16 protein-coding genes are annotated in these 24,436 nt (G+C 58.6%); 7 read left to right on the forward strand and 9 right to left on the reverse strand.

The window, feature by feature from the left end:
- Positions 1-96 precede the first annotated feature (96 nt).
- The 6 genes from B723_RS30175 to B723_RS30200 all read left to right on the forward strand — a co-directional run bounded on the left by B723_RS30175 (position 97) and on the right by B723_RS30200 (position 7,007).
- Positions 97-822, forward strand: coding sequence for an RDD family protein (locus tag B723_RS30175; protein ID WP_017340496.1), 726 nt, complete (start codon positions 97-99; stop codon positions 820-822).
- Entirely contained in the window at positions 819-1,796 is a 978-nt protein-coding gene (locus tag B723_RS30180; RefSeq protein ID WP_017340497.1) for a stage II sporulation protein M, read from the forward strand. Before B723_RS30175 ends, B723_RS30180 begins: the two co-directional genes overlap by 4 nt.
- Positions 1,783-3,327 carry a DUF4129 domain-containing protein gene (locus tag B723_RS30185; protein ID WP_017340498.1) on the forward strand — a complete coding sequence of 515 codons (1,545 nt, stop codon included), beginning with the start codon at positions 1,783-1,785 and terminating at the stop codon, positions 3,325-3,327. The genes B723_RS30180 and B723_RS30185 overlap by 14 nt, the downstream gene beginning before the upstream one ends.
- Complete coding sequence (locus tag B723_RS30190) at positions 3,324-4,487, forward strand: DUF4350 domain-containing protein (RefSeq protein ID WP_031319090.1); 1,164 nt, start codon at positions 3,324-3,326, stop codon at positions 4,485-4,487. Before B723_RS30185 ends, B723_RS30190 begins: the two co-directional genes overlap by 4 nt.
- Positions 4,484-5,485, forward strand: coding sequence for an AAA family ATPase (locus B723_RS30195; RefSeq protein WP_017340500.1), 1,002 nt, complete (start codon positions 4,484-4,486; stop codon positions 5,483-5,485). Before B723_RS30190 ends, B723_RS30195 begins: the two co-directional genes overlap by 4 nt.
- Positions 5,486-5,675: 190 nt before the next feature.
- A complete protein-coding gene (locus B723_RS30200) occupies positions 5,676-7,007 on the forward strand; it encodes a DUF58 domain-containing protein (protein ID WP_017340501.1) in 1,332 nt (443 codons plus the stop codon).
- Here B723_RS30200 and B723_RS30205 read toward each other — a convergent pair.
- From B723_RS30205 to B723_RS30225, 6 genes are all read right to left on the reverse strand, one after another.
- Positions 7,002-7,580 carry a hypothetical protein gene (locus B723_RS30205; RefSeq protein ID WP_017340502.1) on the reverse strand — a complete coding sequence of 193 codons (579 nt, stop codon included), beginning with the start codon at positions 7,578-7,580 and terminating at the stop codon, positions 7,002-7,004. The genes B723_RS30200 and B723_RS30205 overlap by 6 nt on opposite strands.
- 41 nt (positions 7,581-7,621) lie before the next feature.
- Positions 7,622-12,250, reverse strand: a complete 4,629-nt coding sequence (locus B723_RS30210) for a neuraminidase-like domain-containing protein (RefSeq protein WP_017340503.1) — start codon at positions 12,248-12,250, stop codon at positions 7,622-7,624.
- Between the two features lie 106 nt (positions 12,251-12,356).
- Positions 12,357-17,582, reverse strand: coding sequence for a Tc toxin subunit A (locus tag B723_RS30215; RefSeq protein ID WP_017340504.1), 5,226 nt, complete (start codon positions 17,580-17,582; stop codon positions 12,357-12,359).
- Between the two features lie 87 nt (positions 17,583-17,669).
- Positions 17,670-18,050: a hypothetical protein gene (locus tag B723_RS33285; protein ID WP_144425288.1), complete on the reverse strand. Its 381-nt coding sequence runs from the start codon at positions 18,048-18,050 to the stop codon at positions 17,670-17,672.
- 340 nt (positions 18,051-18,390) lie between these two features.
- Positions 18,391-18,750 carry a PilZ domain-containing protein gene (locus B723_RS30220; RefSeq protein ID WP_031319091.1) on the reverse strand — a complete coding sequence of 120 codons (360 nt, stop codon included), beginning with the start codon at positions 18,748-18,750 and terminating at the stop codon, positions 18,391-18,393.
- 233 nt (positions 18,751-18,983) lie between these two features.
- Positions 18,984-19,361 (reverse strand): tetratricopeptide repeat protein, encoded by a 378-nt coding sequence (locus B723_RS30225; protein ID WP_017340506.1) that lies wholly within the window; start codon positions 19,359-19,361, stop codon positions 18,984-18,986.
- Positions 19,362-19,518: 157 nt separating this feature from the next.
- Here B723_RS30225 and pyk point away from each other — a divergent pair, with 157 nt between their 5' ends.
- Positions 19,519-20,970, forward strand: coding sequence for a pyruvate kinase (gene pyk / locus B723_RS30230; protein ID WP_017340507.1), 1,452 nt, complete (start codon positions 19,519-19,521; stop codon positions 20,968-20,970).
- 172 nt (positions 20,971-21,142) lie between these two features.
- Here pyk and B723_RS30235 read toward each other — a convergent pair whose 3' ends face one another.
- The 3 genes from B723_RS30235 to B723_RS30245 form a co-directional block, all read right to left on the reverse strand.
- Complete coding sequence (locus tag B723_RS30235) at positions 21,143-21,892, reverse strand: enoyl-CoA hydratase-related protein (RefSeq protein WP_017340508.1); 750 nt, start codon at positions 21,890-21,892, stop codon at positions 21,143-21,145.
- A 63-nt stretch (positions 21,893-21,955) separates the two neighbouring features.
- Positions 21,956-22,891, reverse strand: coding sequence for an iron-sulfur-binding ferredoxin reductase (locus tag B723_RS30240; RefSeq protein ID WP_017340509.1), 936 nt, complete (start codon positions 22,889-22,891; stop codon positions 21,956-21,958).
- Entirely contained in the window at positions 22,884-23,990 is a 1,107-nt protein-coding gene (locus tag B723_RS30245; protein ID WP_017340510.1) for a GGDEF domain-containing protein, read from the reverse strand. The genes B723_RS30240 and B723_RS30245 overlap by 8 nt, the downstream gene beginning before the upstream one ends.
- Positions 23,991-24,436 lie beyond the last annotated feature (446 nt).

Genomic DNA, 24,436 nt, shown 5'->3' on the forward strand with positions numbered 1-24,436 from the left:
GCACCGTGCAATACATAGTTATGTCGTTTTCCCCCAAGAGGCTGCTAGCATCGGCCGGACAGAGAATCCCGATCAGGCCACATCATCAGGTTGCCCATGCTCGAGACCGCAGCACTGCCAAGGAAAGCGACGCTGTCCCCGCCACTGGATACGCGGTATCAGGTTGAAACGCCGGAAGGCATCGACTTGCCACTGCGCCCGGCCGGGTTGATGGTGCGTGCGCTGGCGTTCTCCATCGATCTCGGACTGCGCGGCTTGATCCTGGGCCTGCTGTTCATTGTCCTCGCGTTCCTGGGAAAACTTGGCGCCGGGCTGGGCTCGATCCTGCTGTTCGGGGTGAGCTGGTGGTACATGGTGCTGTTCGAGGTGCTCAATCACGGGCGCTCGCCGGGCAAGCAATGGATGGGCCTGCGGGTGGTGCAGGACGATGGCACGCCGATCGGCTGGTCCGCATCGTTGTTGCGCAACCTGCTGCGCTTTGTCGACCTGTTGCCGTTCGGCTATTTCCTCGGCGCCATCAGTTGCCTGCAACACCCCAGCTTCAAACGCCTCGGCGACCTGGCCGCCGGTACGCTGGTGATCTACCGCGAGCAGCCGCTCACCCGACCGCAACTGCCGGACGCCGAGCCGCGGCGTCCGCCGTTTGCCCTGACGCTGCCCGAGCAACGCGCCATCCTCGGGTTTGCCGAACGCCAGGGCGAACTCTCCGAAGCGCGGGTCACGGAACTCGCTTCCATCCTCGCGCAACCGTTGAAGGTTTCAGCACCACGCGCCGTGGCGGAACTCAACGGCATCGCCCGCGGCTTGTTGGGCCCCGCATGAAGCAAAGTCTTTTCGAGAATCGCCACAAGGCTGAATGGGCGCAATTTTCCCTCCTGCTCGACAGGCTGGAGCGGAACAAGGACACCACACGGATCGCCAGTTTTCCGAAAGACTATCGGAGGCTCTGCCAGCATCTGGCTCTGGCCCAGGAACGCGGCTACAGCAGTTTTCTGATCGACTCGTTGCAGCAACAGGTGCTGCGCGGGCACCAACAGCTTTATCAGCATCGCAGCCGACTGGGTGCAAACGCGCTGGGTTTCATCCTGGCGGATTTCCCGCGACTGGTACGTGAGCAGTGGCGTTTCGTGCTCGCCGCCAGCCTGATGTTTTTTGGCAGCCTGATCGGCTTTGCCGTGCTGGTGTATCTGTTCCCGGACCTGGTCTACAACCTGATCCCGGCCGAACAGGTCAGTGAAATGCAAGGCATGTACGACCCTGTCGCCGGCCACCTTGGACGCTCGGCGGAACGGGCGGCCAGTGAAGACTGGGTGATGTTCGGTTTCTACATCATGCACAACATCGGCATTGCCTTTCAGACCTTCGCCAGCGGTTTGCTGTTTGGCCTGGGCAGCGCGTTTTTCCTGTTCTTCAACGGTTTGATGATCGGCGCGGTGGCCGGGCATCTGACTCAGATCGGCTACGGACAAACCTTCTGGTCCTTCGTGATCGGCCACGGTGCCTTCGAACTCAGCGCCATTGCCCTGGCAGGTGCCGCCGGCCTGCAACTGGGCTGGGCCTTGATTGCACCGGGACGACTGCCGCGCGCCGAAGCCCTGCGCGTGGCGGCGCGCAAAAGTGTGCTGCTGATCTGCGGGGTCATGCTGTTTCTGTTGATCGCGGCCTTTATCGAAGCCTACTGGTCGTCGATGACCGGGCCAGCACCGATGACCAAATATCTGGTCGGCGCGTCGCTGTGGTTTTTGGTAGCGATGTACCTGCTGTTTGCTGGACGGACCCGCCATGCGCCTGAGTGACGCGACCGTGGTGATCCGCCCTCGAACCACCTGGGAAGCCATGGACCTGGGCGTGCTGCTGAGCCAGCGGCACCGACGCCTGCTGATGGCCAGCTGGGCCATCATGACCCTGCCGGTTTTCGCCCTGCTCACCTTGCTGCTGTGGGATTCTCCCTCACTCGTCGCGTTTATCTTCTGGTGGCTGAAACCGGCGTTTGAACGTCTGCCGCTGCACATACTCTCCAAAGCGATGTTCGGTGAAACGCCCACGCTGAAACAGGCGTTGCGCCAGTGGCCACGCCTGCTCAAGCCGCAACTGCTGGCCAGCCTGACCTGGCGACGCTTGAGCCTGAGTCGCAGTTTCCTGTTGCCGGTGGTGCAACTCGAAGGCCTGAGCGGTCAGGCACGACAACAGCGCTTGCAAGTGCTGTTGCAACGCGACGGCGGTGCAGCGCGGTGGCTGACGATCATCGGCGTACATCTGGAAAGTGCGCTGTGGATCGGCCTGATGGTGCTGTTCTACCTGCTCCTGCCGCCACAAGTCGAACTCGACTGGAGCTGGCAGACCTTGCTGTCCGCCGCCACACAGGACTGGCGCTGGCTGGAGCACCTGACGAATGCGTTTTACGTGATGGTGCTGGTGGTGTGGGAACCGATCTACGTGGCCTGCGGGTTCAGTCTTTACCTGAACCGGCGCACGGTGCTGGAGGCCTGGGACATCGAGCTGGTATTCCGCCGCCTGCGCCAACGGGTGAGCGGTGCCGCCCTCACGCTACTGCTGGCAGCATTTCTATTGATGCCAACCGGGCAAAACCTCTGGGCCGCCGAACCGGCCATTGCTCCCGACAGTCCACGTCTGCTGGGCCAGCCACTGACCAGCCAGGCGTCCCGGGACAGCATCAAGGCGATCCTCGATCAGCCACCGTTCAAGAACAAGGAAACCGTCACGCGCTATCGTTTTGGCGAGGACAAGCCATCCGCCGAAAACCCTGACGATGGCAAAGCCCCTGAATGGCTGAAGACCCTGTTCAAGTTGCTGGACAACCAGCGCTTCGGTGCGTTGGCGACCTTGATTGAAGTGCTGCTCTGGGGCGCCGTCATCGGCGCGATCGGTTTATTGATCTGGCGTTACCGGGCATGGTTGCAGGCCTTCGTCAGTCGCCGACCGGCGTTGAAGGGCAAAGTCACGCGGCCGGTACCGCAGCAGGCATTCGGCCTGGACCTGAGCCGCGAAACCCTGCCCGCAGACATTGCTGCCAGCGCCGAAAGCCTCTGGCAATCCAGCCCTCGCGAGGCGCTCGGCTTGCTGTATCGCGCGCTGCTCAGTCATTTGCTGCACGATTACAACATGGCGCTGAAACCTGCCGACACCGAGGGCCAGGTGCTGGAGCGTGTCGAACAACTGCAACAGCCCGCCCTGTTGGCCTTTAGCAAAAACCTGACCGGGCACTGGCAAAACATGGCCTATGGGCATCGCCTGCCACCGGCACATTTACAACAGGAACTGTGTGACGGCTGGCGGACCTTGTTCGGTCCGGGGGCTACGCATTGAACCGCCGATTGTGGCTCGCCGCCGGCGTATTCATCGCCGTGCTGCTGGGCGCGTTGAGTCTTTATCTGTACGCCAGGGCGACGCCCTATCAGGCAGATATCGATCACGGCCCTTCACCCGAAGCCCAGGCCAACCCTTATCTGGCCGCCGAACATTTCCTGCGCAAACAGGGCCTGACCGTCAGCCACGCCAACAGCCTCGATCTCCTGCCCACGCTGGAGCCTCGGCAACGCAGCCTGTTGTTGCTCGGCGACCGCTCCGGCATGACCCCGCGCCAGATCGATCAAGTGCTGAACTGGACCCGCGCCGGTGGCCGTCTTCTATTCATCGCCGAGTCGTTGTGGGATGAAAAACTGGGCCAGAGCAATGACCTGTTGCTCGACCGGGTCCAGCTGCACCAGTCATTGAGCAAGGACCTCAAGGACCCGCCGCCCGACACCGGCAAGGACCCCTACCCCAAACTGACCAAGCTGTACCTCGAGGACGAAGACGCGCCAGCCTATGCCACCTTCGATACCGCGTTCCATCTCGAAGACCCGAAAAATCTCGCCCAAGCCTGGGCCAACAGCGGCAAGGCCACGCACATGATGCAGCTGAACCACGGGCTCGGTTCGATCATCGTGGTCACCGATGCCGACCTGTGGAAAACCCCGGCCATCGACCGGTACGACAACGCCTGGCTGCTCTGGTACCTGACCGCGGACACGAAGGTGACCCTGCTGTTCAACACCGATCACGACAGCCTGCTGGCGTTGTTGTTGCGTTACTTCCCCCAGGCGCTGGTGGCCCTCATCGCCCTGATCGGCCTGTGTCTGTGGCATGTCGGCGTGCGCCACGGCCCGTTGATCGAACCCGCCCCGAGCGCTCGCCGGCAACTCCACGAACACTTGCGAGCCAGCGCCTATTTCATGTGGCGCCGCACCGGCCAAGCCAGCCTGTTGCAAGCCTTGCAGCAGGACATCCTGCGCCGGATGCGGCGCCGTCATCCCGGTTTTGAACAACTCGGCGTCGCCGAACAATGGCTGGTGCTCGCACGCCTGACCGGTCAACCCACACGCGCTATCAGCCAGGCCATGAGCCCGCGACCGAAGCAACGGCTGTCCAGCGTTGAATTCAGCCGTCAGGTCGCCCACCTGCAAACCTTGAGGAATGCCTTATGAGTGAACAGATCGAGCCCGGCGCACCGAGCCATGCCGCGCAGCAACGCCAGCGCGCCAGTCAGTTGGCCCAAGCGGTAAGAGCGGAGCTGCAAAAAGCCGTCATCGGCCAGAACACGGTGATCGACGATGTACTCACCGCGCTGATTGCCGGCGGCCACGTGCTGCTCGAAGGTGTGCCGGGGTTGGGCAAGACCTTGTTGGTGCGCGCCCTCGCCCGCTGCTTCGGCGGCGAATTCGCGCGTATCCAGTTCACCCCGGACCTGATGCCCAGCGACGTCACCGGGCACGCGGTTTACGACCTGCAGACCGAGCAATTCAAACTGCGCAAAGGTCCGTTGTTTACCAACCTGCTGCTCGCCGACGAGATCAACCGCGCCCCGGCGAAAACCCAGGCCGCATTGCTCGAAGCCATGCAGGAACGGCAAGTCACCCTCGAAGGCCGGGCCCTGCCCATCGTGCAGCCGTTCATGGTGCTCGCCACGCAAAACCCCATCGAACAGGAAGGCACGTATCCCCTGCCGGAAGCCGAGCTGGACCGCTTCATGCTCAAAGTGCGCATGGACTACCCCGACGCCGATCAGGAGTTGGACATGGTGCGCCAGGTCAGCCGCTCGACCCGGGCCGACATGCTCGACGTGCAACCGCTGCGCACTGTGTTGCAAGCCAAGGACGTGCTGGCCCTGCAGCGCATCGCCAGCGATCTGCCGCTGGACGACCAGGTTCTCGATTACGCCGTACGCCTCGCGCGCACGACCCGCAGTTGGCCCGGCCTGACCTTCGGCGCCGGGCCTCGGGCCTCCATTGCGCTGGTGCGCTGCGCTCGGGCGCGCGCCTTGCTGCGTGGCGGCGAATTCGTGATTCCGGACGACATCAAGGGCTGCGCGCTGGCGGTGCTGCGCCATCGCGTACGCATCGCACCGGAGCTGGATATCGAAGGGCTGGAGGTCGATCACGTGCTACAGCAATTGCTCGATCAAGTGCCGGCGCCGCGCTTGTGATCACATCTCTGTCACACACACACCCTGTGGCGAGGGAGCTCGCTCCCGCTCGTCTGCGCAGCAGTCGTAAACCCGGCGGTTACGATGTGCCTGACAAACCACGTCGACTGATTTTGGGGCTGCTGCGCAACCCAGCGGGAGCAGGCTCCCTCGCCACAAAAAGAACTCCGGCGACAAAAGGTGTGCGCAGATGAAACCCTCGCGTCTGCTGCTGATCTGGCTGGCATTGCTGCTGGCCATTGGCATCGTGCTCGGTACATTGCGGGCGCTGGACATCGCCGTTTCATCCACGCTGTTGTCGATCAACTGGGGGTTGCTGCTGGCGCTGCTGGCCCTGGCAATACTCGATGCTGTACGCCTCAAACGCCTGCCCTCGCCCCGGATAACAAGACAAATGCCCGGCAGCCTGGCACTCGGCCGCTGGAGGGAAGTGCGACTGGAGGTTGAACACGACTTTCCCCAGCCACTGACTATCCGGATTTTTGACCACGTACCCGACGGCCTGAGCTTCGAAAACCTGCCCTTGTCGCTCGAACTTCAACCCGGCCAGCACAGCCAGGCCGGCTATCGCCTGCGTCCGCTCAAACGCGGCCACTTCACCTTTGAACACTGCGAAATCAACCTGCCGAGCCCCTTGGGCCTATGGTCCGGCAAACGTCTGCCAAAGGTGTCCGACCACACCCGCGTGTACCCCGACTTCGCCCGCCTTTACGGCGGCCAACTGTTGGCTGTGGACAACTGGCTCAGCCAGCTCGGCGTGCGCCAGCGGCAGCGACGCGGCCTGGGCCTGGAGTTTCATCAGCTACGGGAATTTCGCGAAGGCGACAGCTTGCGCCAGATCGACTGGAAAGCCACCGCTCGCCAACGCACACCGATTGCCCGGGAGTATCAGGACGAACGCGATCAGCAAATCATTTTCATGCTCGACTGCGGTCGACGCATGCGCAGCCACGATGGTGAATTGGCGCATTTCGATCACGCGCTTAACGCGTGCCTGTTGCTTAGTTACGTGGCGTTGCGTCAGGGGGATGCGGTGGGGCTCTGCACCTTCGCCAGCGATCAGCCACGTTATCTTGCGCCGGTGAAAGGCACTGGCCAACTCAACGTATTGCTCAACACGGTCTACGACCTGAACAGCACTCAACGCAGTGCGGACTATCAAGCGGCTGCAACTCAACTGCTGGCCCGACAAAAACGCCGGGCATTGGTGATTCTGGTCACAAATCTACGCGACGAAGACGATGAAGAACTCCTCACCGCCGTCAATCGGCTGAACAAGCAACATCGGGTACTTGTCGCCAGCCTGAGAGAAGACGTACTCGACAGCCTGCGCGAGTCCCCCGTGCAAACGTTGAACGAAGCGCTGACGTATTGCGGGACCGTGGATTATTTAAATGCGCGGGCCGAATGCCATGAGCGGTTGAACGCTCATGGCGTGCCGGTGGTGGATACACGTTCCAACACGCTAGGCGCACAACTGGTAACGCACTATCTGAGCTGGAAGCGGGCCGGAAAACTATGACACCGCCGACGTGGAAAAAACGGCAGGTAGAATCTCTCGGCCATCCAATAACATCGACCTCAACTCCAAAGGAGCCAGTCGCAGATCAAACTTGAAGTCCGTGACGTTGATACCTTCACGACTCCCTCCCGTGGCAGCGGTCACCACCAGATCGATCTTTTTATCCGTGGGTAATAGTCCTTCAAGTTCTATTGGCGGATAAGGTCTAAGTTCAGCCAATGGTGCAGGATCTGCCGTCCCTGAGTTGTCTTGTGATTTTCTGCTCATGAAAGCCTCGTCAAAAATGACGTCTCCGCTCTCGTTTTGTATCGTGACGTTGCTGGGTCTGGCGCCCAACCCCTCATAGCTGAACGAAAACCAATAGAGAGCCTTCTTATCGGGAGCTGGAGCTATCGGCAGATCAACACTGCAACGGACAGTCGCCTCGTTGTTGAGTTGTAGATAAAACTTGCCCGTCACACTGTCCTCACGCACCAGATGTGAACCCTCGACAGTCCAGGTATCTTGCCACCCGGAGGAGAAGCCGCCGTGCTCAATCAAATTCCTTCCTTCGACCAACTCATTACTAGTCATGATGACCTCTCCTCTGTTGTCGTTAGTAACAGCTTCCACGTTCAAACATTTATCGACGATGAAACGGGTTGGTTTTGCGGTGGCAGCAATCGCACATTCGCACGGCTGCCTTTGAGCTTCTCGATCACGGCCTGGGTGTACGCTGTGTTACCGGCAAGCGCCAGGTAGCGGACACGAATGATGATGTCCGTCAGGCTGCTAGTGAGTGCCTGCTGCGTATGGTCTTTGCCCATCGGCAACTCGAGCTTCCATTTCGATACCGCGCCGGTACCTTCATAAGGCAGGTAACGTTCATCCTGCTGCATGTTCCCGCCGAGATCGTCCACGCCGCTGGACACGGCTATTTGTTGGCTGTTACGCAGATTGAGCTTGATGTCCAAAGGCGTGCGCGCGGCATCCGGGGCATACAAGTAATCCAGCGAACTCTCGACCGGCTTTACCGCCGTGGTACTGGAAAGTTGGGTAAGAATGGCGCGAGTATCCTGATAGGGACCCAACACTGCGGGGAACGTCACCTCAACGGTCATGATCTGCCGGCAGTAGTGACCGGGATAATCCAGGTCAAACATCTTCTGGGTAAATTCAAAGTCGACTACCCCGTCGTCGCCAAATTTTTTCAGAACTTTTTCCCAATTATCTTCACTCCCTTCTTCCGCTGCCTTGGCATCGAACAACTGACGCAAGGAAATGGTTTTAGTCATTTCCAGACGCCGCTCGTGCCGGTGGAGAAACGCGGATTCCATGCGCAACAGATCAAGGGCAATCGATTCGCCAGCCATCAACCCGTGATGTTTGTCCATCCAGACATTGGGGCGAACGAAGGTGGTGTCGTAGTCGCCCATTTCATACTGCCAGGAAGCCTGGGTGCTCAGGCACATGCCGACCACGGCATCGTGGGCCTGGTAGTAATGGGTCGCCATCTGGCTCACCAGCCAGCGATACAACTCGACGTTGGTGGTTCGGGTCTTGTGGAACGAGTAAATGGCCTGGGCTTGTTCGGCGCTTTTCTTGGCATGGCGCAGACTGGCTTCGGCACCATGAATCGCAGATTCCTGTGCGATGATTTGCTGATCAATTACTTCAATTTCTGCTTGGGCTTGTTGCTCCTGAAAACGCCATTCAGCAGACCGGCGATCATTGAAAGCCGTGATTCGTAAGCTTTCAGAAACCCCATAACTAATAGCCCCTGATCCGGCTAGAATTGAAGCCATGTGCGCAGGAGGCGCCCCTTTATCCCCAGTTTCACTTGTGGCAGAAATGAACGGCACGCCGAAAATCAACCCAGCCATTCCACCAACCTTCTGAAAAATCCTGCCGACCCCGGCGACGACCTCAGGAATAAAGGCTCCCGCACTTGTTACCCGACTAGCGACAGCCAAGCCGTCCGCAGCCTTTTCCCTTTCTATCAGCCCATCCTTTTGCAAGTCCTTGTAGTAGTTTTCCCGTTGCTCGATAACCGCTTTACTCTTGCTCAACCCTTCCTTCGCCGCTTTCAACTGATCAATCGTCGCCTGTTGAATTTTCGTGGCGAATTTACTCAATTCCATCACATGAACCTGGTGCAATTCCTCCAGTTGCCTGCTGTCACGCTGCTCCATGAACTGCAGCACCTGCTGGCCGAAACGCATCAAGGTCTGCACCGCATTCTGTGTCGAGGACAGCATCGGGCGAAAACGGTAATGCGGAATGTTCAACCAGCCACCAGCGCTGCGCGATGCTCCGGAAGATCCCCCTGCCTGAGCCCGTAACAAATCCAATGGGTTGGTTGGTGGCGCGAACAAGGGCAGAAACATGGGCTTGCCATCGATGGTCAAGTTGTTTGCCATGTTGCTCAGGCATTGCTCGATATGCAGCCACAAACCCAGCAGCATCTCGTTTATCGGCGGACGGAACTCATCCAGTTCAAGGCCGGCCAGCTGCGGCGTGCCAACAACCCGTTCGGGCAATGTTGCGACATTGACCTCGATCTGTTGCGCAAACAGTTCCAGCTTCGAAGGCCCGCGAGGCGTGGAGGGCGTGAGAATATCCTTGACCGATTTCGGCACCCAGTGACTCATGGGGGCAGCATCAGGTTTGGGCCCGAGCAGCGCCAGAGCTCGCTCATAGAGCAACTTCGCGGCCACCAGATCATCGCGTGTCAAGCGGCGGTAAAGTTCATCGGCGTTGGTCAGGATGCAGCGCACATAGTTCATGAAGATGGTTTTGCGATAGATGACAGGGCAGGCGTAGGCCATGGCATCCGGGTCTACCAGATTGTTCGCTTCGGCACCGGCATAACCGGGCTCCAGCAACGGACGGCAGTACCAGTGCAGATCAATGTTGGTCGACTCTTCTTCACGCTTGTTCTGCGGGTCGAACAGGTAGTGATACCAGCGTTGGGACTCAAGATAATTGCGTTCTTCACACAATCGATGGGCGATCAGAAATGGCAGGTGGAAGAACAGTTCCCAGTAAAAAACCCCATGAGCGCTTTTGAAATCCATGGGTACAGAAGCATAACCACCAGCAACGGCAGTTGGCGCAGGCTCTGGAGAGTGCTGGGTTTCCCAAGACAATAACTCATCAATCGACACGGCCACTTTCGATTTCAGGACCGGACCAAACAGCGAGTTGAGGCGAACCCAGCGCAGTTTACTCAAACCCAGCGCCTGCAAATCCAGAAACTGTGCACCCGAGGCCTGCGTGTCGAGCAGCGGCAGGCTGCTGGCCGTGGGCGCCTGGTTGATGGTCACCTCATACTTGTCACGGCCGCGCGCGCCCTTGTCATCACCCCAGGTTACATTCAGTATTTTGCCAGCCGGGTCTCCGGACCATTTGTATTCAATCCAGCCAGAGGCATACCAGTTCACCAGATCGAACGTGAACTCCTGCCCCTTAACCTTGTTTGCTCCATCGAACAGGCTCAAACCGAATGTCAACTTTTGAGGCTGTGCATTGACGCTGATTTTATTAACCGAATCGCTGAATCTGGCCGCACCCTGTGGCGTGCGAATTGACAATCCAGCGCCAGTGAACGCTTCGTCTGGTCGTTTGAGGGCCAGTTGCTCCAGCGTTTGCTGCGACAACTGAATCTCCTTCGTCGCGCGCCACCACCTTCCCTCTACCGCAGTGAACTCCGCGGCCGGGATACTACCCAGGACACTTTCCTGCCCGGCGATATTGTTGAACAGCAACTCGATGTGCATCGCAGCAGGTGTCAGAAGATGACATGTCAACAGAACAGACCAGGGCCCGGCGTATGAAATTTCGAAGAAAGCCGGTTCCCCTTCAAATCTGTGCTGAGAAAGCAGCACGATTTCCTTCAAATCGAAATCGAGCCGCGACGCCTGACACACCCCCTGGACCTGCAGTGTGTTCTGAATGACGTTCTGCGCATCCAGTCGACTGTCGAAATTAAGGCTGATCCCCAGCGTGCCACTTAGATCACCCTCGACAGTTCCTCCACTGGCCGGTGCCGCGAGGACCCGATCAAGTGCCGCGTATTCATCACGAATGACTTTGTGCTGCAACAAACGCTGATCTTTGAACCGCCCACTGGACCAGCTCTGCAACGTCGCAACCTTGATTGCCTGTGGCTGGAACAAAGCATCGACACAGGCAAACAGCCAACCCGGAGCGGTATCATCACGCCAGGCTTGCACACCCGGGGCTGCATCGAGGGAGGTAAAACTGACGGCCAGCCAGTCCTCGACATCTTTGCGCGAGCCCGCGACCGTGACGGCCACCAAACGCATGGTTTCTTTTTTCAGAATGGCGAATTGCTCTTTGCGCAAGCTGACCGGCGTGGACCAGATGTCGTTCAACCCCAGCCAGGCAAGCTTGGCCTCTACCGTCCATGCGCCAGGCTTGGTGACAATGCCGTCCTTATCCTTCTCATCCGGGGCTTGTTCACCTTCGATATACACCACGCTCAAACGACCACCGAACACCACCAGGCGAACCGCCAGCACCTCTAAACCTGAGGGCAACTGCAACTCTTCCCATTCTGTCCAGTCTGCCGGATTGAGGTATTCCGTGTCCTGGTTCGCCTGATTAATGTGCACTCGAACCTTGCGCCAGTAGTAAGCGTAAGGTTGCTCGGTCTGCCGGCCGATCATGTAATAGAAGGTGTTCCGGAAAGTGGGCTCATCAGGTTTATCGACTGGGGCTGGTTTGTCGGTGCTGTCGATGTACCCGGAAATCAACTGCAAGTTGCACACTTTTTCAAATTTGCCCAAGTGCTCATACAAAGCAGTTTGCACCGACGCGTCACTGATACGGGCTTGTGACAAGTTGTTTTCAAGGTCGATAAATGACTTGGTTTTTTTCAGCCGAAGACCGGGTGAAATGTAATTATGCGGGTCATTCTGCAGCATCTTGTAACCCGACCAATCGCTGATATTGCACAAGCGCTTGTACCAGTACTCCAGGTCATCGTCAGAAAACTTCTTGTCGTAGCCGGGCTCCATCCGGTTATAGATTCTTCCCAGGTAACGCTGCAGGCAGGCAATCGCCTCCGCCAAGGGTGACGTGTCGACTTTGTCGGTCATCTGGGTGTCCATCAGCAGATACTGTTCGATTTCGGCAATGGTTTTCAGCCCCAACACCGGGTTAGCGACGTGTCCACGATAGTAATCCACCAGCGCATCACGACGGCGCTCTTCCAATGCCCCGATAACGGACTTTTTCATTATCAATTCTCCATTCACGCCGTAATGTCTGTGAGTTACGCCGCAGGGCGCTATGCCTGTTGTAAGGTCAATGCAAACTCAATAGGTCGATGATCTCAGGGAAGCATCAGGGGTCTTTTTTATTGGGGGCAGAGGCGACGACTTCGACGCCGTATTGAACTGTCATCCAGCCTGAATCGCCGATACCGGCAACAGACAATTTCGCATTGAGACTGTAACTTCCCGGCTGCTCCATATCTTTTGATTGCAACTCCCAACCTCCGCTTGGCATAACGGCGGCGGTGCCATAAATAATTGTCGGCTCCCCCCCCTTGACCAGTGTCACGGTGGCTCCAGGGCGGCCGAATCCGGAAAATACGGGATTGGCAGCAACTTTGGCGCCGTTGAGGGGTGACTGGATATGGGGCGGTTTAAAGTAATTCTCTTTAACGGTAACCATGACATCCGGTGCCCAATACTCGGCACCCGCGGCAGACAACTGCTTGACGGACAGCGTGCACGGACCCGCCGCTTGGGGTTGCGGTAGCTGGACACACCATCGACCCTGATCATCGACTTGAGTCCGTGCCCGATAAGGCAAATCCTTGCCGATAAAAACCTCAACAATGCTGCCTTTCGCGCCCGTACCTCCCACCACCATTCGTTGCTCCACCTCCGAACCGGGCAGCGGATGCTGGACCACGGCCGCGCCGGACCACAAATGCCCCTTCAATACCAGCGTCTGATCAATCCGGTTGCACAACCAGGTCAATTCGAAGCTGCCATCGCGCAAGTCGGCGCAATCGATGGACCAACTCATGGTCTCGCCCGAAACGATGGTGTATTCCCCCGTGAGTGGTGCAAACGTCATCCCCATGGCTTTCGCGGAGAAAGGCGCACTCCAGCCCAGCGCAGCACGTGCCCCATTGAGGTCATGCGTGGTTTCAGGAGTAAGATCGAGTCGATACTTGCGATTGCGGGTAAGGTTCAGGAGGTCACCCGGCTCGATGGTTAGCTCGACAGGGGCTGCGTCGGTCAGGTCGATGAGCTTGATGCGCCACTGCAGCGGCTCAACCACTTCAAGGTCGAATACCCGCTTGTCAGTGCGCCCCTGCATGCGGGCCGTGACTTTATAGCGCCCCGCTTTGGCAGCAAGGAACGGGAACATCGAACGACCGTCGCTATCGGTAGGCACCAAAGCTTCTTCAGGTAGCTCGGGTTGCTCCCCCTCTTCCGGTGGATCCAGAAACTCAACAACCCACTCAATCGGATAACGGGCGATCGGCGAAGCGTCGTTGTCCGCCAGCTCCCGGACTTCAATCCACAATTGGCTGGCGCGGTCAGAACCTGCAACCGGCAAGAGATAATCGGCCGATTGACCATGCATCACAGCGCCGCTGGCCACCTCGAGCTCAAGGGATTTACTGCCGTGGGTTACAGAGGCCTTCACTGTCAGCGGCCCAGCTGTAACGGATGACACGGTGAACGTCGCTTCACCGTTCTCGTCGCTGTCGTCGCTGCCAAGCAGGGTTTCGCCCCGGTAGAAAGTGACTCTCGCACCCTGATAAGGCCTGCCATCCAGTCCAATCACTAGACAGCTCAACTCCAGCGACAGTCCCGCCACAGCAGGTGACAACACCTTAAGCACCGTAATGCGAGGCCGATCAACAAAACTGATTTTTTCGAATCTCACAGGGTCCTTGTCTTCGTACCGCGCGGTGACTGTGAGATCGGCCACCGCTTCCCGGCTGCGCAAACGGGTTCGGGCAAAGCCGTCCTTGTCGGTATAAGACACCACCGGGTCCAGAGTTCCACCTGTACATGCCCATTGAATAGGGCGATCTGCAGCAAAATTATAAAACCTGTCATCCAGCCTTACCTGAAGCTCAAGGTATTCGAGGTTCCCGGCCAGTTTCGGCTCGAAAGGCCCAGTGCTGGTGTCCTCTTTTACGAAGTCGATAGTACTTTCGTCACAGTCAATCAAAATAGGTTCGGCATACACCCGCTGCCCCAGGCCATAGCGGGCAACGACTTTGGCCAGGCCCATCCAGTTTCCCGCCTTGAAGCGCACGCTCGCTCTCCCTGCGTGATCGGTGACCGACGTCACCTCTTGCAAGCCGCTGCGTTCACACTCCCAGGTCACTGTAATGTTGGCCAGAGGCTCGCCCTGGAAGTCTCGCAGCATGACTTCGATCCGCGCGTACTCGCCGGGTGCGTTAGCGATCAGTCGGTTAGTCGAGACCGTCGTAGTGCCCGTTACACTTTGTCCAACCTCACCAAACTCCTGTGCTTTGCTCTGGATAGCCGACTCAGACAAACACTGCACGGCGTGCTCTGCCGCCTGGCGACAGCTCTGCACATCGCTTTCCGGACTCAGCATGCCCAATTCCAAAATGGCCTTGGCGTCCAGGCCTGTGGTCGCGGCACAGCCTCGCGCACGGATCACAAAGTCAATCTGCGACAACTCACGAATCAGTGGCAGATCGGGCGCCAGATAATTCGCACACTCCAATACTTCCTTGATGCCCCATTTGACTGCCTGTGCCAGTGAGCTCGCTGCACCATCGCGAATAAGCCGAATGTCCTCCGGGGTCAGTTGGGGCGGAAGCTCATTGACCAGTTTCAAATACGCCAGCAGTTTCTCGGCCGGCTCCTCGGTGTGAATGACTGCGCGACCGTAGATGGTCAACAAGTAGAAGGTATCGAGGGTCAGTTCCTCGATTTGCCGAAGCCCGAACCAGCGCCAATGCTCTTGGGTCGTCAGCGTGGCCAGCATCGCGGAACTCAATGCCAGTTTTTTCACCACGGCGGTACGGCGAACCAGATGCGCCAGCATCTTGAGAATATCGTCACCGACGGCGATGGTTTGTTCCGCTTGTGTCGCATCGCCCAACACCCGCATCGTTTCATTGAGCAGCAGGAAGACCCCGTCCGACTCTACCCACCGCAGCACGGCCAGGGCCTGGTCCTGTTCGACATTGAGATAAACCGCCAGACTCTCTTGCACGACGGCACTCTGCGCCGCCCGGGTCTGCAACACGACCGCCAGAACGGTCGCCCGTACTCGCTCAGCCTGTGTTTCATCAACCTCCGCCATTTCGACCGCACCGTTGATTTCGTCTTTGGCCCAGCTTTCGTACGACGCGTCATCTACAGCATGACCTTTGACGATCAAGCCCTTTTCTTCAACGATCTCGTTCAGCAAGGCCAGCCAATTCGTGCCGAGCTCTGCACGAACCGGTGGAATGCCTGCGCCCAACAGCGCTTCTTCGGTCAGGCGAGTCGGTTCCAGACGCTTGCGCAATTCTTGCAACAGCGCCAATTCGGCTTCTGAAGCCGCTGTCGGCACCTCGACCGGCGACACGTGTTGCACCAGCCAGATCACCTCAAGGTTATTTTCCCGGCACCATTTCACGCAGGACTGAACGGCATGCAGTACATCCAGCACGTCGGCCCTGCCGATCGTTCTATAGCTACCAATGTGGGGGTGCCCCAACAACTCACGCAGCCAATCGCTGCCCATGGGGCTCATGGTTTCCAGCAGCGCTGCCAGCTCTATCGAGGTCACCCCACAGAAAGACGACAGCCTGACCAGTCGATAAAAGCTTGAGACGACCCTGACACTACGCTCCAGCTCATTGCGCATGCCGTAACATTCGGCGACCACTCGAGCGAGATAACGCCAGGTTTCCAGATTAATGCCCAAGCCACTACAGATCTGATCTACCGTGCGACGATCACTGTCGGTTTGCGGGTGAATGGCAAACTTGCCGCCATCGAGGCGAAGCGGTGTGTCGAACAACGATTGGCCGTTAAACACGCGGTCAAACTGAGATTGCTCTTCGCCGCGAGCACAGACGCTCATCTCGTCGATCAATGCCGCAAAATCCTCGGCTGTGCATCTGAACTCCCGACGGAAATCCTGAAAAAGCCCAATGGCTCGCAGCGTACTGTCGGTGATTTTGTAGGATTGAGTCGCTAGCTCTTTTGCCACAGGCTCATTCGCCGATTTGCGTGCCTGGGCACGGCCGGCGGCCACCAACAGCAGATCGCATTCGTCGTACGGCAGATCGATGTGCCGAGCCAGGCGAAGCATGCGGTTAATCAGGTCGAAGTGCCGTTTGGTCGCGTTTATCAGTTTCCTGTCTGTCACCGCGCCCGAAGGTTGGGACACGCTGATTGCATCTGCATTGCCTTCCGCGTTGATAAACACCGAGCCGAACGTTTTCGCGTCCGCCATGGGAGGGGAGGAGACATTCGGAGAAATGTGGGGGGCATAACGTTCAATCGACAACAAGCTGGCCAACTGATCCGAATTGATCGAGGTCTGGGTGCAAAACGTCACTACATCAAGCAAATCGTCGTAATTGGCACCGAAATTGTCTTTGAAAAAATCGTCGTTGGTGGCTTGCGGATCAGGATCGATACGGCCTGTACGGCGATCCACTCGCTGGAGCTTCACTTCCTCGGGCTCCTCCGTCATGACGTACTTATTCTCCGACAGCAACGCCTGCATCGCCGGTCCCAGGCCGCTGGCCTGGCGCATGGCAATACTGGAGCGCCCTCCGTGAGCCCCTGCTTCTTTCCAGTACGGATATTTCGGATCGGCGATCCGCACCACATCCCCCAGGCTCAAACCCTTTTGCTGCAGCACATGGTTCCATTGCACCCGGTACCATTCGAACGGCAACGTGGTCATGGGATAGCGTGCCTGGAGCAGCCGGTCCTCAACAACTTCATCGGCCAGAAGAGGGTCTTCAGGCTGATTTTCGATGATGTGACTCAGTACTTTGTTCACCAACACCACCGTCGGTGTCATCTGGTAAGCCATTGTCGGATCGATGACACGGGTTCCCAGATCAGGCCGCCGGACCGCCATTGTTATTTTTTTTGCACAACCTGCATCTGCGCGCACTTCGAGTTCAAGGGCCTTGGTGAACAGCTCCACGAAGTACGCCACCGGTGCATCGTTGGCATCAAGGTTACCCGGCAGCGTGGTCTCACCCCAGGCGGGATTGAACAGTTTTTCATGGTTCGGGCCATCGACCAGCGCGCTGATGCCGGTGTAGTGCAAAGCGTTGCGCGGTGTATGGCGAGTCAATCGGTGATTGCGAAACTGGCGTGCAACATGCACCAGCACACTGTTGGATTTGTTCTGTACAAGTCTGGCTTCATGGCTGGACAGGCCGAACGTATCCATCAATCCCTGATGCCCCATCCGCACCAGTTGCAAGACCGAGCAGTTATCAGCGGTGAGTTGCTGGTCTTGCGTCAGGCTTTGCATCCGCTCCTGGCCGACCGTCGAATCGAAAAGTTGTGAAATGAGTGAATTACCGCTGGTTTCCTTTGTCATGGGAGATTTCCTGAAAGCGACGGGGGAGACTTCGTGCTACAGGTTTAAGCGATTCAGGAGCAAGCCGTAACCTGTGATAAATGACAGTCACGATGAACGGTCTTCGATCTTGTGCGGTGCATAGTCCAGAGAGGATGTCGCAGGGGGGGTCAATACATAGAACCATTCAACAAAGGTCCAAGGGGAATTATCCTGATCTTGCCGTTTACTGACCGCATGCAGTTGGTGGGGCCCCGGCGACAGATCCTGCCAAAAGTGCCTATCGTGTAGATTTTTGTATGTTCCCATAGGCCCAGAAGGATGAAAGTCGATCTGAAAACCATCAGGTGTTAAACGCCCTCCTTCTCCTTCCTCAAGTTCAACTCTCAGGCTACGACCAGCATGGGCGTAGTAGGCCTTATGAGATTGAGGTGTGTTTACAACAGGGGCCGCTAGATTGGATTTCGGGTCATTCTGAACTGCTGTCATGTTTTCGCTCTCCTGCGGTTGAATAGCGTTCTCCTGGCTATTGCTACCTAACCAAACAGCGAATGGCTACCTGTAATAACTGACAGTCCCGACGAGTGGCTCCCCTCAGGCAGCTTGATTTGGCCGAGAGCCTTGAAGACAATCCCCCGGCATCTGGCAGTGGCGATTTAACAATTGAGTGAGTTGGGTTGTTGCGGGTGGAGAAGTCGCTGGAAAACGGACAGGCGTTCAGCGCGGCTTAGTCTCTATACGTTCAGGATGTGTTGTTTGGTCCGGCGCTTTCGCGAGCAAGCTCCGGGCGGCGTTTCGACGAAAGCAATTGCACCGGCGCCGCAAAACGTCAGGCCGAAGCCGGCAACGGCTGAAAACTGAAGTACTGCTTCAACGCCGCCACCAGTTGCCCATACTCCGGCGGTGCCCATTGCAGGCTGAACCCGGCGTCATAGTGGTGAGGTGTCGCGTCTTCGTGGCACCACAGGCAGCAGGCCTTGAGGTCGATGACCTGCTGGCAGCCATCGGCCATGGGGATTTTCAAGCGCAGATCAAAATCGGCGCCGATCATCATCGGTAACTGACTGATGAGCATCAGCCCGTCTTCAGAGACGTTGCCCAGGAAACCAATCGGTTTGTCAGTGACGCTGTTGAACACTTTCAGAAAATACGGCAGTTGATGCCGCTCGATCCGGCGGTCAGTGAACATGCGCAATTCGCCCAGCAAGGCCCTTAAGCAGGGCCGCACTAATGCTTCGGAACGGGCCTGCCTTTATAGATAGGCAATGGGCGCGCTCTCCCCGATCCCGGTGCGACAGTCCATGGAACCGCTGTCGCTTACTCCTGCCGATCACAGGTGTTACGTCGGCTTGACAGCAAGGCTCTAAACCGGCTTATTCGACTATAGCTCACCACCGCCAGTGAGCCAGCCGCTGGATGCAATCAGAACCGGGTCGGGCGAACCACGGCGGCAGAGTTGCGCAGCGGGTAATGACCCAGCGACTGCAAGGTTTCCAGTCGGGCGCGGGCACGATAGGCGTACTCGCTTTGCGGGTAGGAGGCGATGATGAACTGGTAGGTCTGCGCCGCATCGACAAACAGCTTTTGTCGTTCCAGGCACAAACCGCGCAGCATCGACACTTCCGGCCATACGTAAGACCGCGCGCGGCTGGCGCGTTCGACTTTGGACAGTTCAAGCGTCACTTGCTCGCAATTGCCACGGTCATAAGCCTTGTAGGCATTATTCAAATGATGGTTCATCGAAAAACGGGTGCAGCCCACAACACTGAGGGCAAGAATGGCTATGAGCACGAATCGCATGGGGGTTCTCCTGTCTTGAGTTCTGTATCGACCCGTGGCGCAAAATCTTCAAGATTGTTCGTTTAAAGATATAAACGAATAAGTAGTGCAAACGAACAATGACTACAACCGGAGACCATAGTAGCCTCACTCAGCGCTTGAACTCAGGAGTCTATGCATGTCCGTCCGTCGCACCAAAATCGTCGCTACCCTTGGCCCGGCCAGTAACTCGCCGGAAGTTCTCGAACAGCTGATTCTGGCTGGCCTGGACGTCGCCCGCCTGAACTTCTCCCACGGCACCCCCGACGAGCACAAGGCTCGCGCGAAGCTGGTGCGTGACCTCGCTGCCAAGCACGGCCGCTTCGTGGCCCTGCTGGGTGACCTGCAAGGCCCGAAAATCCGTATCGCCAAATTCGCCAACAAGAAGATCGAGCTGAAGATCGGTGATCAATTCACCTTCTCCACCAGCCATCCTCTGACCGAAGGCAACCAGCAAGTGGTCGGCATCGATTACCCGGACCTGGTCAAGGACTGCGGCGTGGGCGACGAGCTGCTGCTCGACGACGGTCGTGTAGTGATGCGCGTCGATACCGCCACCGCCACCGAACTGAACTGCACCGTGACCATCGGCGGCCCGCTGTCGGACCATAAAGGCATCAACCGTCGCGGCGGTGGCCTGACTGCTCCGGCCCTGACCGAGAAAGACAAGGCCGACATCAAGCTCGCCGCAGAAATGCAGGTCGACTACCTGGCCGTGTCCTTCCCCCGTGATGCGGCCGACATGAACTACGCCCGTCAACTGCGCGACGAGGCCGGCGGTACTGCCTGGCTGGTGGCGAAAATCGAACGCGCCGAAGCCGTGGCCGACGATGAAACCCTCGACGGTCTGATCCAGGCTTCCGACGCGGTGATGGTTGCCCGTGGCGACCTGGGCGTGGAAATCGGCGACGCCGAGCTGGTGGGCATTCAGAAGAAAATCATTCTGCACGCACGCCGCCACAACAAGGCTGTGATCGTGGCGACCCAGATGATGGAGTCGATGATCCAGAACCCGATGCCGACCCGTGCCGAAGTGTCCGACGTGGCCAACGCCGTGCTCGACTACACAGACGCCGTGATGCTGTCCGCCGAATCCGCCGCCGGCCTGTATCCGCTGGAAGCCGTGCAAGCGATGGCACGCATTTGCGTCGGCGCTGAAAAGCACCCGACCGGCAAGACCTCCAGCCACCGCATCGGCAAGGAATTCACCCGCTGCGACGAGAGCATCGCGCTGGCGACCATGTACACCGCCAACCACTTCCCGGGCGTCAAAGCGATCATCGCATTGACCGAAAGCGGCTACACCCCGCTGATCATGTCGCGTATCCGTTCTTCGGTACCGATCTATGCGTATTCGCCCCACCGCGAAACCCAGGCGCGCGCAGCGATGTTCCGTGGCGTGTACACCATTCCGTTCGACCCGGCCTCGCTGGAGCCACACGAAGTCAGCCAGAAGGCGATCGACGAGCTGGTCAAGCGCGGCGTCGTGGAGAAAGGCGACTGGGTCATCCTGACCAAGGGCGACAGCTATCACACCACCGGCGGCACCAACGGGATGAAAATCCTGCACGTTGGCGATCCGCAGGTCTGAGTGAGCGGCTGCTGAAAAAACAAAGCCCTGCCATGTGAATGGCGGGGCTTTTGGTTTCTGATCCTGAAGCTGCAGTGTCTGGGCGGACCTCATCGCGAGCAGGCTCGCTCCCACAGGGGATTTGTGGTGTACCGAGCCTGCTCGCGATGAGGCCCGACCGGCCCCCGTCGATTCAATGTCGGTTGATAAACCCCGACAACGCCGCAAGCGCTTCCGGCGAGCGCAGCCGTTGGGTGAACAACGCGCCCTCTTCTTCTATCACCTTGCGCAATTGCTCGCGATCCGGGGTTTTCATCAATTGCTTGCTGATGCGCACCGCTTCCGGTGGCAGCGATTCGAAACGCAGCGCCATCTCCCGCGCCTTGGCCAATGCGGCTTCGCCACTGCCCAAAGCCTCGGTCGCAATACCCCACTCGGCCGCTTGCTCTCCACTGAAACCTTCACCAAGCAGCAACAGTTCCGCCGCTTTGGCATGCCCGAGCAATCGAGGCAAAAGCAGGCTGGAGCCAAACTCCGGGCATAAACCGAGGTTGACGAAGGGCATGCGCAGTCGAGCGTCGCGGCTGATGTAGACCAGATCGCAATGCAGCAGCAACGTCGTGCCGATCCCCACCGCTGCACCTGCCACGGCAGCGATCACCGGCTTGCGGCATTCAAGCAAGGTGAGCATGAACTGAAACACCGGGCTGTCGAGGTTGCTCGGAGGCGCTTGCAGGAAATCGGCAATATCGTTGCCGGCGGTGAAGCATTCGCTGCTGCCAGTGATCAGCACCGCGTTGATTTCGGGGTCGGTGTCAGCCTGTTCCAGCGCTTCGGCCAAATGGCTGTACATGGCGCGGGTCAGGGCGTTTTTCTTGTCGGGGCGGTTCAGGCATAGCGTCAGCAGGCCGCGTTCGCGTTCAATCTGGATGGCATCGGGCATGGCGTGTCCTGATCTGAGAGGATCAACTGTGGCGAGAGTGCTTGCTCGCTACAAAGTCAGCGCTCAACCGCGAGGCAGGAAGACGTCGGCCAGCAGTTGATTGCGCGGCAGTCCCGCCAGATACAGGCGCCGGGCAAAGGCATCGACGCTGTCGGGGGACCCGCAGAGTAAGGCTAGGGTTTGCCGGGAAACAAGCCGCAGTTGCGCCAAAGCCGCGGGCAACTCGGTCGGCGTCCACAGTTCGATACTGAGGTTCGGGCGGCTGGCGGCCATGGCCTGCAGAGGTTTGGCCAGATAATGCTCATCGGCATCATGGGCGAGGTGAATCACGCGGATGCCGCCCTGGTGATCCTGGCGCAGGGCTTCGCGCAAGACGCCGAACAACGGGCCCAGCCCGGTTCCGGCGGCCATCAGCCAGAGTGGCCGGGTGTGCCAGTCCGGATCGTAATGCAAGGCCCCGCCGCGCAATTCGCCGAGACGCAGCGGATCGCCGATTTTCAACTGACGCGCCGCCTCACTGAATTCGCCCGGTTGGCGACAGTCGACATGGAACTCCAGAAAGCGGTCTTCTTCCGGCAGGCTGGCCAAGGAATAAGGCCGCGCCACGTTGCCGCTCCACAACACCAGATGCTGCCCGGCGCTGTAGCGCAACGGGCGTTGCGGCGTCAGGCGCAGACGCAAAACGCTGCTGCTCAACCAATCGACGGCGGCGACCTCGGCCGGACGACCGTCCTGTTGCGGGTCGAAAGCATGCACCTGCAAATCCTCAACCACCTGGCACTGACACGCCAGGCGCCAGCCTTGCTGACGCTGCTCTGCGCTCAGGGCATCGGGCCGGCTGTCGCTCGGCAATCCTTGCGTGCATTGCACCAGACACGCATGACAACTGCCGGCGCGGCAGCTGTAAGGAACGGACACGCCGTTTTGATTCAACGCATCAAGCAGGTTGCTGCCAGACGCCACCGACCATTGACGATCGCCGACCCGTAACTCAGGCATCGACGTTCTCCCACGCCGCCGCGCAACGATTGCGGCCGTCGCGCTTGGCGCGATACAGCGCCTGGTCGGCGCGCTGCAAAGCGTCGTCGAGATCATCGCCCAGCTCCAGCAGGGTCATGCCTGCCGACAGGCTGAGATTGCCGACCTTCAGGCCGATCAACTCGACGTCGGTGAAAGCAATCCGCAACCGCTCGCAGCAGGAAGTCAGGCGTTCCGGGCTGCAGTCGGGCAGCAGCAACACGAACTCTTCGCCGCCATAACGAGCCAGCACGTCCCCCTCACGCAGACAGGCGCTGGCCACACCGGCAAAGGCTTGCAGCACCTGATCGCCGGCAGCGTGGCCGTGCACATCGTTGATGCGTTTGAAATGGTCGAGGTCGATCAGCGCCAGGCCATGCACCACGCCGAGCTCCATGGCGTTGAGTTCGCGTGAGGCCAGGCGCAGGAAATGCCGACGGTTGAACAGCCCGGTCAACTCGTCGGTGGCGACCAGGTCTTCGAGCTGGCGCATCATTCCGCGCAGGGTGTCCTGATGCGCCTGCAAGGCGAAGCGGCGTTGGCGCATCCGTTGGCGTGACGCCTGTACGTAGCGGGCGTAAAGCTCCAGCCAGACCAGCACGATAAACAGTACGCACACCTGCAACGCGGCCAGTGCCGGGTCGGTCAACTGGAAGTGGTAGCCCTCCCACAGCGTGATCGCGCTGAAACTGAAAAACACCAACAGCGCGCACCGCACAAAGGCCCGGCGCGACAGATGAAACAGCCCGAACAGCAAAATCAGCACGTAGAACACCAGAAAAGCGCCGCGTGCCTCATCCAGATTGGCAACCAGCCAGGTTTGCCAACCCAGCCCCAGCAACACTTGCGCTTCGGTCAGGCTGGGGTCGGAGAACCGCAGGTTCCAGCCACTGTAGAAGACCGCGAACAACGTCGCCTGGCTGATGACCACCAGCGCGCTGCCGACAGCGACATTGGCCAGGGGCTCATCGTAATGGCCGGTAAAAAACGCCAGCCACAGCAGCAGCAGGGCCAGGGCGTAGGTGCCGGCTGCGAGGGCAAAACGTTTGAGCAAAAGGCGCTGGATGGCGTTATGGGTCAATCGTTGACTCACCGTGCGAAAGGAGGCTGACCGAGTGTCCTACTCTACAGACCGAATGCCACTTTAGTGGCGTGTCTGACAAATGACCATTCAATTTTCAACGCATAAAACTGGCGTCAAAGCGATGACCCGATGTTGCAAGAATCCTGTGGCGAGGGAGCTTGCTCCCGCTGGGCTGCGAAGCGGCCCCTGCATTTTTTTCCGTTGATTCTATTGCGACTGCTTCGCAGCCGAGCGGGAGCAAGCTCCCTCGCCACAATGGTTCCTCTGCAATATTCATATGTGGGCGGTATGCGACCAACGATTGACTGCCGGCGCGTGTGCCCGCCTGCGAGGCGCGTTATACTGCCGCGCCTTTTTAGCGTCGCGCCAGCATGCCCGGCGTGCCTTGAAAGGTGCTTGCAACCGACCGATGCACCCAAGCTGCAAGCACCTTATTGAATGTT

Source organism: Pseudomonas fluorescens NCIMB 11764 (assembly GCF_000293885.2).
GTDB lineage: Bacteria > Pseudomonadota > Gammaproteobacteria > Pseudomonadales > Pseudomonadaceae > Aquipseudomonas > Aquipseudomonas fluorescens_B.

Bases quoted from the DNA above. Each gene is read 5' to 3' on its own strand.
- B723_RS30175 (WP_017340496.1), top strand. From the start codon at position 97: ATGCTCGAGACCGCAGCACTGCCAAGGAAAGCGACGCTGTCCCCGCCA.
- B723_RS30180 (WP_017340497.1), top strand. From the start codon at position 819: ATGAAGCAAAGTCTTTTCGAGAATCGCCACAAGGCTGAATGGGCGCAA.
- B723_RS30185 (WP_017340498.1), top strand. From the start codon at position 1,783: ATGCGCCTGAGTGACGCGACCGTGGTGATCCGCCCTCGAACCACCTGG.
- B723_RS30195 (WP_017340500.1), top strand. From the start codon at position 4,484: ATGAGTGAACAGATCGAGCCCGGCGCACCGAGCCATGCCGCGCAGCAA.
- B723_RS30200 (WP_017340501.1), top strand. From the start codon at position 5,676: ATGAAACCCTCGCGTCTGCTGCTGATCTGGCTGGCATTGCTGCTGGCC.
- B723_RS30205 (WP_017340502.1), bottom strand. From the start codon at position 7,580: ATGACTAGTAATGAGTTGGTCGAAGGAAGGAATTTGATTGAGCACGGC.
- B723_RS30210 (WP_017340503.1), bottom strand. From the start codon at position 12,250: ATGAAAAAGTCCGTTATCGGGGCATTGGAAGAGCGCCGTCGTGATGCG.
- B723_RS30215 (WP_017340504.1), bottom strand. From the start codon at position 17,582: ATGACAAAGGAAACCAGCGGTAATTCACTCATTTCACAACTTTTCGAT.
- B723_RS33285 (WP_144425288.1), bottom strand. From the start codon at position 18,050: ATGACAGCAGTTCAGAATGACCCGAAATCCAATCTAGCGGCCCCTGTT.
- B723_RS30220 (WP_031319091.1), bottom strand. From the start codon at position 18,750: ATGTTCACTGACCGCCGGATCGAGCGGCATCAACTGCCGTATTTTCTG.
- B723_RS30225 (WP_017340506.1), bottom strand. From the start codon at position 19,361: ATGCGATTCGTGCTCATAGCCATTCTTGCCCTCAGTGTTGTGGGCTGC.
- pyk (WP_017340507.1), top strand. From the start codon at position 19,519: ATGTCCGTCCGTCGCACCAAAATCGTCGCTACCCTTGGCCCGGCCAGT.
- B723_RS30235 (WP_017340508.1), bottom strand. From the start codon at position 21,892: ATGCCCGATGCCATCCAGATTGAACGCGAACGCGGCCTGCTGACGCTA.
- B723_RS30240 (WP_017340509.1), bottom strand. From the start codon at position 22,891: ATGCCTGAGTTACGGGTCGGCGATCGTCAATGGTCGGTGGCGTCTGGC.